The 14,644-nt window shown below is 60.0% G+C and carries 13 protein-coding genes and 1 pseudogene; 6 read left to right on the top strand and 8 right to left on the bottom strand.

Annotated features, from left to right (window positions below; translation table 11 throughout):
* Positions 1-31: 31 nt before the first annotated feature.
* Entirely contained in the window at positions 32-1,270 is a 1,239-nt protein-coding gene (locus ACIX9_RS16435) for an MBOAT family O-acyltransferase (RefSeq protein WP_013581619.1), read from the bottom strand.
* Positions 1,271-2,335 carry a hypothetical protein gene (locus ACIX9_RS16430; protein ID WP_157477636.1) on the bottom strand — a complete coding sequence of 355 codons (1,065 nt, stop codon included), beginning with the start codon at positions 2,333-2,335 and terminating at the stop codon, positions 1,271-1,273.
* Positions 2,336-2,494: 159 nt separating this feature from the next.
* Here ACIX9_RS16430 and ACIX9_RS16425 point away from each other — a divergent pair, with 159 nt between their 5' ends.
* The 4 genes from ACIX9_RS16425 to ACIX9_RS16410 all read left to right on the top strand — a co-directional run bounded on the left by ACIX9_RS16425 (position 2,495) and on the right by ACIX9_RS16410 (position 5,687).
* Entirely contained in the window at positions 2,495-4,132 is a 1,638-nt protein-coding gene (locus ACIX9_RS16425; RefSeq protein ID WP_013581617.1) for an ABC-F family ATP-binding cassette domain-containing protein, read from the top strand.
* A 65-nt stretch (positions 4,133-4,197) separates the two neighbouring features.
* On the top strand, positions 4,198-4,602 hold the full coding sequence (locus ACIX9_RS16420) for a DUF2237 family protein (RefSeq protein WP_013581616.1): 405 nt from the start codon (positions 4,198-4,200) through the stop codon (positions 4,600-4,602).
* Between the two features lie 427 nt (positions 4,603-5,029).
* Entirely contained in the window at positions 5,030-5,314 is a 285-nt protein-coding gene (locus tag ACIX9_RS16415; protein ID WP_013581615.1) for a hypothetical protein, read from the top strand.
* A complete protein-coding gene (locus ACIX9_RS16410) occupies positions 5,274-5,687 on the top strand; it encodes a cupin domain-containing protein (RefSeq protein WP_013581614.1) in 414 nt (137 codons plus the stop codon). Before ACIX9_RS16415 ends, ACIX9_RS16410 begins: the two co-directional genes overlap by 41 nt.
* Positions 5,688-5,756: 69 nt before the next feature.
* Here the strand turns inward: ACIX9_RS16410 and ACIX9_RS27765 are convergent, their stop codons facing one another.
* The 4 genes and pseudogenes from ACIX9_RS27765 to ACIX9_RS16395 all read right to left on the bottom strand — a co-directional run bounded on the left by ACIX9_RS27765 (position 5,757) and on the right by ACIX9_RS16395 (position 10,682).
* Positions 5,757-6,245 (bottom strand): TonB family protein, encoded by a 489-nt coding sequence (locus ACIX9_RS27765; protein WP_157477632.1) that lies wholly within the window; start codon positions 6,243-6,245, stop codon positions 5,757-5,759.
* Positions 6,246-6,657: 412 nt separating this feature from the next.
* Positions 6,658-7,690, bottom strand: a pseudogene (locus ACIX9_RS16405) (IS110 family RNA-guided transposase).
* A 569-nt stretch (positions 7,691-8,259) separates the two neighbouring features.
* Complete coding sequence (locus tag ACIX9_RS16400; RefSeq protein WP_013581611.1) at positions 8,260-8,826, bottom strand: hypothetical protein; 567 nt, start codon at positions 8,824-8,826, stop codon at positions 8,260-8,262.
* Positions 8,827-9,023: 197 nt separating this feature from the next.
* On the bottom strand, positions 9,024-10,682 hold the full coding sequence (locus ACIX9_RS16395) for a M28 family peptidase (protein WP_013581610.1): 1,659 nt from the start codon (positions 10,680-10,682) through the stop codon (positions 9,024-9,026).
* A gap of 427 nt (positions 10,683-11,109) precedes the next feature.
* Between ACIX9_RS16395 and ACIX9_RS16390 the strand changes: the two genes are divergently transcribed.
* The gene (locus tag ACIX9_RS16390; protein WP_013581609.1) at positions 11,110-11,910 is read left to right on the top strand and encodes a TIGR03435 family protein; all 801 of its coding nucleotides are present in this window, start codon (positions 11,110-11,112) and stop codon (positions 11,908-11,910) included.
* Positions 11,911-11,978: 68 nt separating this feature from the next.
* On the top strand, positions 11,979-12,623 hold the full coding sequence (locus ACIX9_RS16385) for a YdeI/OmpD-associated family protein (protein ID WP_013581608.1): 645 nt from the start codon (positions 11,979-11,981) through the stop codon (positions 12,621-12,623).
* A 44-nt stretch (positions 12,624-12,667) separates the two neighbouring features.
* Here the strand turns inward: ACIX9_RS16385 and ACIX9_RS16380 are convergent, their stop codons facing one another.
* Complete coding sequence (locus ACIX9_RS16380; protein ID WP_013581607.1) at positions 12,668-13,114, bottom strand: hypothetical protein; 447 nt, start codon at positions 13,112-13,114, stop codon at positions 12,668-12,670.
* 48 nt (positions 13,115-13,162) lie between these two features.
* Positions 13,163-14,593 (bottom strand): sodium:solute symporter family protein, encoded by a 1,431-nt coding sequence (locus ACIX9_RS16375; protein WP_013581606.1) that lies wholly within the window; start codon positions 14,591-14,593, stop codon positions 13,163-13,165.
* Between the last annotated feature and the right edge of the window lie 51 nt (positions 14,594-14,644).

Raw genomic sequence — 14,644 nt, 5'->3', positions numbered from 1 at the left:
CGATGAGCAGTACGGGGCCGACGAGAGCGAGTTATGAAGGAATCGTCTGTGGCCCGCTGAAGGCTTGTGCCGCGAACGGGAAGAGGTAGCGCCTGATCATGAGCCACGCTACGGGGAAGTTGGGCGAGCGGAAGAGTATCCAGCAGAGGCAAACGAAGTTGAGCGTCAGGAACCAGCCTGCCAAATTGCGCCAGGGCTGTTGTCGTTCCGTGATTGGGAAGTGGCGTTTGAACTCCTGATGGATCACCTGTGAAGCGCCGTGCGCACCGCCCCACGCCACGAAGGTCCATGCCGCGCCATGCCAGAGACCGCCGGCGAGCATCGTGATGAGCAGGTTGCGATAGGTGAGGATGCGCCACTTCATGCGGCCGCCGAGCGAGATGTAGATGTAGTCGCGAATCCAGCTTGAAAGCGAGATGTGCCAGCGCCGCCAGAAGTCCTGGATGGAGACGGCGAGATACGGCGCGTCGAAGTTGAGCACAAGCTTGTACCCGAGCAGGCCGGCGACCGCAATGGCCATATCGGAGTAGCCGGAGAAGTCGCAGAAGATCTGGATCGTATACAGCCACGTCGCGTTGATGGAGGAGAAGGCGCTATAGGCGGCGGGGTGGTTGAAGACCTGATCGACGAACGGCGAAAGATTGTCCGCGATGCAGACCTTCTTGATGTAACCCAGAAGGAAGAGGTACATCATCGCCTTGACGTCAGTGAGCGAGATGCTGCGGAGACCGTCCATCTGCGGCACGAAGTACTTGGGCCGAACGATGGGGCCGGCGACGAGCTGCGGGAAGAACGACGAGAACATCAGGTAGTCGCGCAGGCTGGGGACGGCGGGGATCTCATTGCGGTAGACGTCGATGGTGTAGCTGAGCGACTGGAAGGTGAAGAAGCTCACGCCGACGGGCAGGATAATCTTCAGTGTCGGCTCGTCGAGATGGAACTTGAGTGCTTCCGCCAGCGCAATCGCTGAGCCGGTGAAGAAGTGGAAGTACTTGAAGAAGGCCAGCACGGAGAGGTTCATTGTCAGGCTGGCGATGACGTAGAGCTTGCGCGGGCGTCTGGCTTCAGTCTGCGAGATGCGCAGGGCGAAGAACCAGTCGGCCGCGGAGAGGGCGAGCAGCATGGCGGCGAAGCGCCAGTCCCACGACCCGTAGAAGTAGTAGCTGGCAAAGAGAATGAACCATTTGCGGTGGTCGTTCGAGCGCAGGGACCAGTAGATGGCCAGGACAACTGCGAAGAAGAGGAAGAAGCGGAGTTCGACGAAGAGCATTTAGGGGGTGCCCTCCGGGCCTGGTTTAGTTGCAGAAACGGAGCATGGGGGTGGGCCGCCGTGGGTGGCGTACCAGGCCTTGAGCTGTTGGGCCAGGGTCTGGCTGAAGGCGTCGGCGCCGGCCTTGCTCAGGTGGCCGATGTCATGGAACATGTCAGTCTGGAAGAGGGCGGGGAAGAGATCAGGGCGGCCGAGGTTGAGGATGGGGACGTCGCGGCCGGAGACGGTGAGGTGGTCGGGGTAGGTTTCGGCGAGGGCGAGGTCGCCGGTCACGGGAAGGGTGAAGTAGGCGAAGGAGAGGTTCCGGGTTGGGTTGGCGGCGATGAGGTCGGCGATGAGGTCGCTGTTGCCGGGGGTTAGGTTGCCGGGTGTCAGCTCCGGTTGTGCGGGCCGCTGGCGGAATCGCTCGTCGATGCCGGGCCGTTCGTGAGCGGAGAATGGGTCGATCTTGAGGCCGCGTTGGTTGTCCTTGAGTTCGTCTGCAAGGATGTCCTGGTCGAGTGGCGGGGTGAAGACTTCGTTGCTGATCATGCCGATGTTGAAGTAGTGGAGGGCGGTTGCGGCCAGGGCGAAGCCGGTGCGGCCGACGCGCTGGATGAGCGGCATCCGGGAGTTGCTGAGGTGGGCGATGAAGCGGGCAGTGGACCAGTCGTAGATGTTGATCGCGCGGGGGTGAACGAGATGCTCGTTCTGGAAGTTAGCGCCGGCGGTGAGTTCGAGGAGGATGAGGCAGGGGGTGCCGGGCTGGGGTTTGAGCTGGCGGGTGAACTCCAGGGCCATGGTGCGCTGCTCGGCCTGGCTGCCGCCTTCAATGCCGAGGTTCATGGACCGGGTGCCGAGGACGGCGTCGAAGGCTCGGGGGTCGAAGCCGTTGTGGACGCGGCTGGTGCCGAAGGCGGCGGAGGAGACGGGGCCGTGGAGGCGCTCCATCATGACCAGCTTCTCGCTGCGTACATCCGCGTGCAGGTGAAGGGGGTCGCGCAGCGTGAGGTGCAGGAGGCTGGCGACGAGGATAAAGCCTCCGCAGAAGAGCGCAACGGCACCCGTCAGGGCGCTTGCGTTCACTCTTTCTTGAGGCTGGGGATCCTGCTGGTTTTCGGGATCCGGCATCGTTTCCTCGGGTGGGTCTTTGGTGTCGATTATAGCAATCCGGCTGAGGTTGAAGGAGTTAGCAAGGATTCACGGGGAGAGGAGGTAAATCCACGGTAAAATAGGAGAAATATCATGATTTCCGTATCCAACGTCACAATGCGCTATGGCTCGAAGCTGCTCTTCGAGGATGTCTCCGTCACCTTCACCACGGGCCGCCGTTACGGCCTGACCGGGCCTAACGGCGCGGGTAAATCGACCTTCATGAAGGTTCTGACGGGCGAGATCGACGCGCAGAAGGGGACTGTCGTCCGTCCGCGCAAGTTCGGTGTCTTGAAACAAGACCAGTACGAGTTCGACGCCTACCGCGTCATCGATACCGTCATCATGGGCAACAAGGCCCTGTGGGCGGCGATGGAAGAGCGCGAGATCATCTACGACAAGCCGGACATGACGGATGAGGACGGCTCCCGGCTGGGTGAGCTGGAAGGCATCGTCGGCGACGAGGACGGCTACGAAGCCGAAGCCAACGCCGCCATCTTGTTGCAGGGTCTCGACATCCCGGATGAGTTGCATGACCGCAAGATGAGCGAACTGCAGGGCGGCCAGAAGGTTAGGGTGCTGCTTGCGCAGGCTCTCTTCGGTAACCCGCAGGCCCTAATGCTGGACGAGCCTACGAACTATCTCGACCTTGAGTCCATCCACTGGCTGCAGGACTTCCTGCTGCGCTATGACGGCACCGTCATCACCATCTCGCACGATCGTCACTTCCTCAATGCCGTCTGCACCAACATCGCAGACATCGACTACGAGACGATCATCACGTACAACGGCGGCTACGACGACATGGTGCTGCAGAAGACCAGCGTCCGCACCCGCATCGAGAGCCAGAACGAGCAGCGAGAGAAGAAGATCGCGCAGTTGAACGACTTCATCGCCCGCTTCTCGGCCGGTACCCGGTCCAGCCAGGTGAACAGCCGCAAGAAGGAGGTCGAGCGTCTCGCTACGAGTGAGCTCGCCCGCTCCAACATCGCGCGTCCGTTCATCCGGTTCGACATGCTGCGACCCTCCGGCAAGACCGTCATGGAGTGCGAGCTCGTCAACAAGAGCTATACCCAGAAGGACGGCAAGATCGAGCACGTCATTCAGAACTTCTCCGCCGCCGTGAACCGGGGGGACAAGGTCATCCTGATGGGCCGCAACGGCCAAGGTAAGACGACCATGCTCAAGGCGCTGCTGGCCAACGGCCCCGGAATCGAAGAGACGGACGTCTCGATCGACTCGGGTTCGGTGAAGTGGGGCCATGAGACCTCCATCGGGTACTTTGCGCAGGATCACAAGGGCTCCATCCAGCTCGGCATGACGGCCAGCGATTGGCTGCACCAGTTCGATCCGGCGGCGACCAAGGAAGACATCCGCGGCATTCTCGGGCAGATGCTCTTCAAGGGCGAGGAAGGCCTGAAGAAGACCGACGCGCTCAGCGGAGGCGAGGCGGCCCGGCTGCTGTTCTGCAAGATCATGCTGCAGAAGCCGAACATTCTGGTGCTGGACGAGCCGACGAACCACCTTGATCTCGAAAGCATCAACGCGCTGAATCAGGCGATCCAGAAGTACGAAGGTACCGTGTTCCTGGTGACGCATGACCAGGAGCTGATCGAAGAGGCCGGGACGCGCATCTGGCACTTCGAAGGTGGGCCGACGAACTTCAAGATCACGGACCACAAGGGGCCGTTCGAGGAGTATCAGCAGCAGTTGGCGATGTCGAGCAAGTAGTTTCAACCGAGCGCTCCGATCCTTATGATTGGGGCGCTTTTGCTTTAAGGGTTGCAGGGGGCCGTATGTCGGATCTGGATACGAAGGTGACGGGTAAGGGTAAGAACGTTTTGGGTCAGCCGCTGGCGGTGTGTGGGTGCGAGCCGATGACCGGGTTCTACCGGACGGGTTGCTGTGAGACCGGGCCGGACGACTATGGCGTCCATACCATCTGCTGCCTGGTGGACGCCAAGTTTCTGGAGGCCTCCAAGGCTCTGGGGAACGACCTTTCTACGCCGATGCCGCAGTACGGGTTCGCCGGGCTGAAGCCGGGGGATAAGTGGTGCGTCTGCGCGGCACGCTGGTTGCAGGTGCAGCAGGCTGGCGCGGGGTGCCCGGTGGTGCTCGAAGCGACGCATGAGAATACGTTGAAGATCGTTCCGTTCGAGCTGCTGATTCAGTATGCGGTGATTCCGGATCAGCTTCACTAAGGGTACCCCCCCCTCCCCCCTCGATCGATCCAAAGTATTCAAAATAAATGACTTAGGTCTGGACTTTGGTGTGGCCGAGATGCAAGATCTTGTCAACAAAGGATTTACGGGTGGAGGGTGCCGTAAAGTCTTCTCTTCATTGGGTTTATAGATTCTCTGATGCGAGAAAAATGATGGGCCACGACAATGCTTCGTCCTGACTTTTTCTCTGCTTCTATTTTACCAAGGCCGCAGGGGTAAAGACCCCAACTATTTTTGAGAGCTAAGTGTATTATTTTGTAGCTTTTAGGAGAATTTTTCCTTGCTCAGGGGCTTGACAGAGCATTTTGCTGGTGTTTTTGAGAAAAATAGTTGTAAGTTATTGTTTTAATTGCGTTTGGGATGAGCTTCCAAAGGTGCTATGCTCCCAAAACACGGAGCTTCCCCGATGCCTCTTCCTCGCCTTGCGATTTTTGTTCTTCTGCTGATCGGAGTCTTTCGTTCCTGCTTCGCCCAGGCTGCGATGCGCCCCTGTGCTCCCGCCGCCGAGCAAACCGACGATCCCGGCCCTGCCTGTTTCACGGCGAAGGAAGAGATCGGAGAGCTCCCAGGCGGCAGCTACTTCTGGCATCTCTACACCTTTCCGGATCGTGCCACGGCTGAGGCGGCCAAAGGACGTACACTCCACCGTCGTGCAGTCGTTTGGCAAGGTGTGGCTTTTTACGGTGGCTGAGTCGTCCTGGAAGTCGCCATCTGGAACCCTAGTTGCGAAGCTGGGACCGCTGACCACTCAAACCGGCGTGAAGTATGAGGCTGTTTACATGCAGTCTATTTTCTCGCCGGGGATGACTGCTCCGCTGCACACCCATTCGGGAATGGAAGCCTTTTATACCCTCACGGGTGACACGTGCCTTGAGACCTCGGAGGGTGTCACAAAGGCTCGCGGGCCAGGGAACGCCGTCCTCGTCCAAGGTGGGTTGCCCATGCTGCTGATGGCTACAGGAAAAGAGAAGCGCCGGGGAGTCGTCCTCATCCTTCACGATGTGGCGAAGCCACCGACCACCCTCAACCCGGAGTGGAAGCCGAAAGGTCTTTGTGTCCCCTAATGACTGATTCATTTGATCTTGGGTATGTTGCGATTGGAGTTGCCGATAACCCGACTTTCAAGGAGTCACCTAACGCCAGCCACAATGCCATAGGAAAAGGCATTTGACTGAGCGAGCTGAATTCTTTGAGATCGTCGCAGCATAATCACATGTTCCGATTGGTCGCTCAGTAATACTGATCGCATCGTCTGAATGAGTGACTTGCAGATACGTCGCTTTCTCGATGAAAGCGGTGGAAGACTCCTCGGCTGCTGGGCAAGGTCTAACCTCACCCAGTGTGTATTGCACGGTTACATGGGTTTGCGTTGTTGCCTCGTCGCAATCATGACAATCAAAACGGGCTTGCTGGACGGCACCTAACGCAGCCTGTCTGAGCATAGCGGGGCCACTAATCACATCAGCAGATTGAATCGTTCCATCGTGGCGAACCGCCAGGTCTAGTTTCACAACTCCCGATACATGCGCGGCGAACGCGAGTTGAGGATAAGGCGAAGGCTTTACATCGACTATGACGGGTGCGGGGCGCGACTCGCCGGTGAATGGTTGCTGCTGTCCCATCGCAGTTAGCGAACAAGCAGTTACGGCTAAATAAGAGAGCCTTCTTAGCATACGGGGAGTATAGGGTTCCACGGCAGCGCGTTCAAACGCCCGCAAATGTATGGTCCGCCGCACGACTGCAAGGGAAAAGCGAAGGGCGACATCGACAGGTCTGCGCAAATGTATTCGGCCTTTGGGTGGAGGGTCTAGTCTCCTGGCCATGATGAGTTGCGCTGCGTGCTCTACCTGATAAACGGCACGGTCATGGAAGACCATTTTCGGGAGCAGGTTTTGAGCACGCCGTTGGGAACTGTTCGGTCGTCTTAGCTGTCCAGTGCAGACCTTGGTGGGAACTCTAAATCGTCGTCGTGGTGCGGTAAAGTGGGAGCGCGATTCTGCGCTTCCAAGCCGAAGGCGTCTTTTCCGCGCCTGCTCAGGCCGGCATCGGAGCCGTTGCTGGGCGGTAGTCATTGCCGCTTGAGAGCACCGCCCAGGCCATACGAGCAAGCTTGTTGGCTGCGGCTGTAATGACGACCTTCACCGGTGCTCGTTGTTCCAGACCATCAAGCCAAGGCCCAAACGGGGAACGCGTCTCGCTTGACGATGAGAACTGCTGATCGGGCGCCATGGACGAGCAGCTTTCTCAGGTAGCGGTTACCTCGCTTGCTGATGCCGAAGAGTCTCGCCTTGCCGCCGGTCGAGTGCTGTCGGGGTACAAGTCCAAGCCATGCGGAGAACTCTCGGCCCTTATGGAAGGCTGCTCCGTTGCCGATCGCAGCGACGATTGCGGTTGCGACCAAGGGGCCGATGCCGGGGATTTGTCTCAGCCGTTGGCATGCGGGGTCGGAAGAAGCGATCTGCTCGACCTCTTCGTTCATCGCAACGATCTGCTGCTGAAGATCCTTCCACTCGCTCCAGAGCAGGCTGACAAGGTTGCGCATGCGTGGCGTCAGGTTCGACTCCGCGTTCTCGAGTATCTCTGGCATCGCTTGTCTCAACTTGATGGGAGTCTTGGCGAAAACCATGCCGCGCTCCAGCAGAAAGGCTCGCAGCTGGTTGATCACGGACGTCCGGCGAGCGACAAGCCTGTCACGCACACGATGCATGGCTTGCAGGTCGAGCTGATCGTCGGTCTTGATCGGAACGAAGCGCATGTTCTGTCGGTCGACGGCTTCAGCGATCGCCTCAGCATCCAGGAAGTCGTTCTTATTCGACTTCACGAACGGCTTTACAAACTGCGCTGGAATCAGCTTCACGTCGTGGCCTTGCGCTCGCAAAGCCCGGCCCAGGAAGTGCGCTCCTGAACATGCCTCCATCCCGATCAAGGAGGTCTGCATGTTCGCGGTGAAGGTGATCAGTTGCTTCTGAGTGAACTTCTTGCGCAACAGCACCTTGCCAGCTGCGCTCAGGGCTACGAGGTGAAAGGTCGTCTTACCCAGATCTATGCCAACCGAATGAATCTGCATGTCGATGATCCTCCTTGTACCTGCCAACACAATCGCCTACCTTCCGGGTGGAGATCAAGCGGCGGACCATCTCATTAACGGTGTTTTGGGAAACGTGGAGGAGAACGGTCGTTTGCTTCCGCAAACGATGCCCACCCTAACCGACGATAGAACCGTCGGTTAGGACGCCGCACACGGAGGTTGTGATTTGATCATATAAACGGGGTCTCCGGCAACCTGGAAGAAAGTGGTCGGGCTGCGCGCGATACCCTAGCCTTTCCGATGCGGCCGGAAGGAGTGGGCACCCCGGTTGAGGTTGGATCAGGCGATTTGGACTGAGTTCCCTTCGCTGTGCGGTGGAGGTTGTCCATCCCACGTCCCAGGTTCGGGACATGGGGCACCCGGAGTTGTGCGAGGTCCGGAGAACTGAGCTTATGGCACGTCTGGAAGCGTGCGCTGCGGGAAAGAGCTCCCGCGAAACGTGGGTTACGGCAATTGGGAGGGCGGTCGATTTCTACCGAAATCGATACCCCACCCTATCCGACGGTGAGACTGTCGTCTGAGGATGGGGCACCCGGCGGTGTGATGGATTAGTGGGCGGGTTTTGCGGTGGGGTCGTTGGCGTCGATGTGGTCGTCTGCTTCGACCAGAAGCGCCTCGACGAGATGGCGAATTGCCTTCTGCAGCCGGGACGAAACCTCGTCCGGGGCTGTGATCGCCAGACGCCATTGGCTTTCGATGGCCGGAGGCGTGGGTGGGCCGGAACGGCGGCTGAAGCAGCCGACGCGCTCCGTGCAATCCATGAAGAATGAGGTATGCTGCCCCTGCTTGGTCCAGCTTCCGATGCCGATGAGGTGCAGGCTGAAGATGGGAGCGGTCAACGTCTGGACGGTATCGCAGCTTCCGCCATCCACCGGCATCACCGACGTCTGCCTGATGATGATGCTGCGGCGGTCGTCGGAGATGGAGACGGTCTGCTCATCGCCGGGGCATCCGGATTTTACAAACTCCAGGGTTGGATATTTGTGCAGGGTCGTATTGATGAAGGCGACCGTGTCGTCGGCAGACAAGACCGGGGATTTAGCTTGGGCTTCGGCGGCCTGGCCGAAGCAGAGTGCGAGCGCGAGGAGCGCCAGGGTCTTGAACGATTGTGCCAATGCTCTTCTCCGCGGGAACAGAAATTCTAGGGACAGGAATTTTCATCAGGACTCTGGATGCAGCGTTCGATCCCTGAAGCTGGTTCCTACCGCTACGGCAATCGAAGCGGATTCTCCTAAGAATGAGCGCGGATGGACCACGCGTCCATACGTCCTGGGCGCGGGAAAGTACCACGTTCGTGTGATCGTGCCGGTTGCTACTTCTTCAGAGGCTCTGGGGTTGGGATACGCGGGAGCATCTCCGCGCGGGTGGCTGCATTGTAGGTGAACCAGGCTTCGATCATGGATCCCTGCATGACATCGTCCTGCTGGACGCGGTCGTAGAGATCCATGTTGGACTGGTGGGTGCGCGTGCCGTATTCCAAGCCGTCCTGCTGGAAGCCGATGCCGTTTAGGCCGATCCAGGAGAAGGCGCTGGAGTCCGTGCCGCCGGGTGTGAGGGTGGGGCGGAAGGTGTCGGCGTTGGAGACGGCGACGATGTGCTGGTCCTTGATGGGCTCGATCCAGGACTTGAAGATGGCGGCCATCTGCGGGCTGCCGCCGGCGGAGACTCCGCGGAACCTGCCGGAGCCGCCGTCGTCGTTGAAGTAGACGTCGAGCTTGGCGTAGTCGGGGGTCTGCTTCATGGTGTCACGCGGGGCAAAGTGCTGCTGGACGTAGGCTTTGGAGCCCCATTCGCCCTCCTCTTCGCCGCCCCAGAGGGCTACGCGGACGGTGCGAGCCATGGGCTGGTGCAAGGTGGTCAGGATGCGGACTGCCTCCATGGCGACGGAGGAGCCTGTGCCGTTGTCGGTGGCTCCGGTGCCGCCTTGCCAGGAATCGAAGTGACCGCCGAGCATGACGACTTCGTCTTTTTTGGTGGTGCCGGGGATCTCGCCGATGACGTTGTAGGCGCGCTGGTCATCCTTCTGGTAGTCCACGGCGACGTCGAAGGTCAGCTTGGGCGTGGTGCCGTGCTGCAGCAGGCGGACGATGCGGTTGTACTGCTCCGGCGTGATGGCCACGATGGGCGGGGGGACCGGGTCTTTGGGGTCCTGCGAGCCGCCGTAGGAGGAGAAGATGGTGCCGCCGTCTCCGTTATAGCCGGGCGTCAGGACGACTGCGGGGGCTTCGTCATGGAGGTAGGCGTTGATCTCGTTGCGGAGATCGTGGTTCTTCTCGTCTGCGAGGGCGAGGGAGGTCGGGGTGTACTCCCATGTTCCTTCGTCGACTCTGCCTCGACCGCGGGGGGTGGGGCCGCCGGGTGCAGCACCGCGCCCAGCGGGGGCAGCGCCGCCACGCGGAGCGTTGGCGCGGGCCAGGATCTCTTCGTCCGTGGGCGATTTCGTCGCATCCTGCGTGGTATGGAGCAGCAGATGGGGCGGGTCAAACATGAGAACGATCTTGCCCTTCAGCTTGCCGTGGTATTTGGCGAAGTCGTCCTTGGAGTGGATGGGCGCGTACATGGCATCTGCGGTGATGGGGCCGTTGGTGCCTGGCGTCCAGGCGAGCGGGAAGCCGATCAGCGCGGCGTAGGCTGGTGCTTCCATGGCGGCGTAAAACTTCTTGATCTGCCATCCGTAGCCGAAGTCGAACTTTTCCAGGTGGACGTTCTGCAGACCCCATGCCTTCAACTGCGTGACAGCCCACTCGGCTGCGGCGCGGTGGTTGCGGCTGTTGTTGACGCGGGGGCCGTAGACCTCGGAGATGGAATAGAGGTTTTCCATGACCTGCGAGTGGTCGTACGCCTGGCTCTTGATCTTTGCCAGAACATCAAGGTCAACCTTGTCGCCGGCCTGTTCCTGCGCGGGTGCGGAAGAGAGAAGGAACAGAGCCGTGGCGATTGCGGCAGCAGGCCTGAGGAGGGACCGATTCATGGGAGATACTCGCTTTCAAGAAGTAAGCCGATTGAGGGGACAGCAAGAGCGGGGCGGACACGGACAGGCAAAGCTGCGGTACGAGGCTGCCTGATCATGATTAGAACGGGGTGATGGCATAAAGCTATCGAAAGAGGGCTTACGACGCAAGACGATGTTGAAGGCATTGGCCTTTGCTGCTTGTGATCTGGTCGATACGGCAAGGGATGTGAGGTCGTTGCCGCGGGAGCTTCAGTTCTGCGAAATAAATTGTTTCAACAGCGAGCCAACGTGCGAATCCATTCGTCTATCGGGGAAACGATCAGAAAGAAGCACTTTGCAACCAACCTCCTTTGCGTCAGTGCGCGAGGAGGAGCCGGGTCGCTCCGCAGAAAGAAGGACTATGAACTCTTTGTTCAAGCTTGTATCTCTTCGCCGAACTTTCCTTATGGCCGCAGCTGTGGTGGTTGTTGCTCCTATCGCGATTCACGCCCAGGTCCCTCTGGGGCAGGCGGCTGCGTCGTACGATGTGGTCTCCGTCAAGCCGAACAAGAGCGGCCCGAACGGCATGAGCTGGGGTAGCACTGCCGACGGTTACAGGGCCACCAATGTCTCGCTGGGTATGCTGATCCAATCCGCCTGGAACCTGAAGACGGAGGATCTGATCTACGGCCTGCCGAAATGGGATCATGACGCGCGCTTCGATGTAGAGGGCAAGATGGACGCGGATGCGGTCGCAACGCTCAAGCAACTGCCGCCGAAAGAGGCTCGCGTTCAGCGCGACCTCATGATGCAGAATATGCTGATCGAGCGCTTCCATCTCCAGATTCACCACGACATCAAGCAGCTTCCGGTCTATAACTTGAATGTCGCCAAGGGTGGGTTGAAGGTCAAAGAGGCAGACCCTGCTAACGCTTACCCTGAGGTCAAGATGGGCTCGTCCAGGGTTGCGGGTGCCGGCAGCATGATGTTCGGTCCGGGGCAGTTCACGGGCAACGCGGTCACGCTGGCTGCGCTGGCCGACAACCTGTCCGGTACCCTGAGTCGCCTCGTGATCGATAAGACTGGCCTGACGGGGAAGTACGACTTCGCACTCAAGTACGCTCCCGACGACGCCCCGACCACGAATGACCCAGGCCCATCGCTCTTCACTGCGCTGGAAGAGCAGCTTGGTCTGCATCTGGAGTCCACGAAGGGGCCGGTCGACACGATCGTCATCGACCACCTGGAGCAGCCTACGGAGAACTAGCGCCGCTGCGGAGTGCTTTGGCTAAAATCGTCTTGCCTTGAGTGGGCGAGGGAAATAGGCTTGGTGGCATGAGCGGACGAACGAAGACTGTGGTGATGAATCCTGCGGTGGATGCTTATATCGACCGGGCGAAGCCGTTTGCGATTCCGATTTTGCTGCACCTGCGCGGGTTGATCCATAAGGCGTCCACTGAGGTGGTGGAAGAGATCAAGTGGTCGAGGCCGTTCTTCTCTTACAAGGGGGCGATTCTTTGTAATATCTCCGGGTTTACGAAGCATTGCAGCATAGGGTTCTGGGGGACGGAGATTGGCGCGGTGCTGCGGGAGGCCGGGGCGGTGAAGGATGAGGGGATGGGGTCGCTGGGGAAGATCACATCGTTGAAGGATCTGCCCAGGGATAAGGTGCTGGTGGGTTGGCTGAAGCAGGCGATGGGGTTTGTGGATTCGGGCGAGTATACGAGTCCGATCGCGGCTCGGCGACAGGTGGTGAAGGCCGCTAAGGCGGAGATCGAGGTGCCTTCAGATTTCTCCGAGGCGCTGGGGAAGGGGACGAAGACTGCCGGGGTCTGGGCGGGGTTCAGCCCGAGTTGCAAGCGGGAGTACCTGGAATGGATTACAGGGGCGAAGCGGGCGGAGACCCGGGCGGCGAGGATTGTGAGTGCCGTGGGGTGGATTGGGGAAGGGAAGCAGAGGAACTGGAAGTACCAGGGGTGAGGATGGGGGGCGAGTGTTCGTCTCGCCCCCGGGCTGGATGAGGGTTAGGGCTGCCAGCCTTTGCCGAGCTGCCAGGTGGAGAAGCCATGGGTCGCGGGGCTGTCGACGCCGTCGATGTAGAGGTAGTTTCTGGGGATGTTGCCTTTGTAGGCCCAAGCGCCGTTGGTGGAGGGGCCGCCTGGCGGCTTGTTCTGCATGGTGTCGCCTTTGAGTGTTCCGGGAAAGATGATGCCGGACTCGATCAACTTGTCCCAGCGAACTTTGACGGTGATGGTGTTGCCCGCATTGATGATGCCGAGGGAGCCGGTGATTCCCTTGATGCTGTCGTCCCAAAGGAAGATGTGCAGATGGTGCTCAAGGGCTACGGAGCCAGCGGAGAGCTGGATTCCACGGCTGTGTGCGGTTTCAAGTCCTGAGACATTGAGAGAGGTGCGCAAGGCATCCAATCCGACGCCCATTTTGTCGATGACGATGTGCTTATATTCCTTCACTGTTACCTCAAGGGCAGATTATAGAGGTCGGCCATTGTGGTAACAGGATTAGCTTTCGAGGAATGGGGCAAGCTGGGCTTCGGTGGGCTTGGATGTGAGGAGGCTCACCGCGAAGAGGCAGATGAGCGAGGCGATGAGCGCGGGGAAGATGGCGTCGCGCTCTGCGAGGGCCGGGGGCAGATGGGTGTGGACGATGTCCGAGGCCCAGAAGACGGTGACGACGGTTCCGGCGGCGATGCTGGAGACGGCACCCGCGGCGGTGGCCCTGCGCCAGAAGAAGGCGGCCAGGATGACCGGGGTCAGGGCTGCGCTATAGATGGTGTAGGCGTAGAGAGCTTTCTCAAGCACGGAGCGGGTGCCCAGCGACTGCGCCAGCGACCAGAGACCCAGGAAGACGACCATGAGGCGGCTGACGAGAAGGATGGTGCGGTTGGAGGCGTCGGGGCGGATGTAGCGGACGAAGACGTCGTTGATGAGATTGGTGGCGGGGGAGAAGAGGAAGTTGTTGGCGGTGGAGATGACCTTGGCGAAGATGGCTCCGACCATGATGGCGCCGATGATGTGCGGGAGGCCGTGGAGGGCGGTGTAGGCGAGGACCTCGCGTGGGTTGTCATGGACCTCTCCGGTGCGGAAGAGGGCTGAGCCTACGACGGCGAGGGCGACGATGACGGTCTCGAGGATGAGGATGCCGATGAACCAGCCGACGACGGCCCGGGTGGCGTCCTTCTCTGATTTGGCGGAGAAGAACTTCTGGTACATGGACTGGTTGCCGAGCATGAGGAGGCAGGTGGGGATAAGGAGCTCGAAGCAGTGCAGGAGGGAGAAGTCACCCATGAGCTGGAAGTGCGAGGCGGGCAGGACGGCGGCGACCTGGTGCCAGCCACCAGCGGACTTGGTAAGGATGGGCAGTGCGACGAGGAGGGTAACGGTGGCGAGGATGCCGATGGCGACGTCCATGTACGCGACGGAGCTCATGCCTGCGATGGCGGTGAAGACGATGACGAAGGCGGCGATGATCTCCTGGCCGTGGCGCGCGGAGATGTTGGGGAAGATGAGGTGAACGATATCGCCGCCGCCGATGAGCTGGTAGCTGGTGATGGCGGTATAGGTAAACAGTACCGCGATGACGCCGAGCACGCGCGCGGTCTGGGAGTAGCGTGCTTCCAGCAGATCCGGGATGGTGAACTGCGCGAACTTGCGGGCGCGGGGCGCGATGAAGTAGATGAGGATGAGGCCGGCCCATCCGCCGGCGGCTTGCCAGAGTGCGGCAAAGCCGTGCTTGTACGCGTTTTCCGCGCCTGCGAGGAGCGAGCCGGAGCCGATCCATGAGCTCAGCAACGTGAAGACGAGGACGAAAGCGGGGAGCGATCTGCCTGCGACGAGGTAGTCGGCTTTGGTCTTCACCTTGCTGAAGCGGGCGAGGGAGACGGTGAGCAGCGTGATGACGATGAGGCCGATGACGATCGCGTAAAGATTCATGAGTGGTGCGGACAGTTTACCGGACGGGGTATAAGGGAGGGGCTGGATTCG

Origin of the sequence: Granulicella tundricola MP5ACTX9, assembly GCF_000178975.2 — a bacterium.
Lineage (GTDB): Bacteria > Acidobacteriota > Terriglobia > Terriglobales > Acidobacteriaceae > Edaphobacter > Edaphobacter tundricola.
Note: the sequence above shows the minus strand (reverse complement) of the source record. Positions and strands in the feature narration are given on the sequence as shown.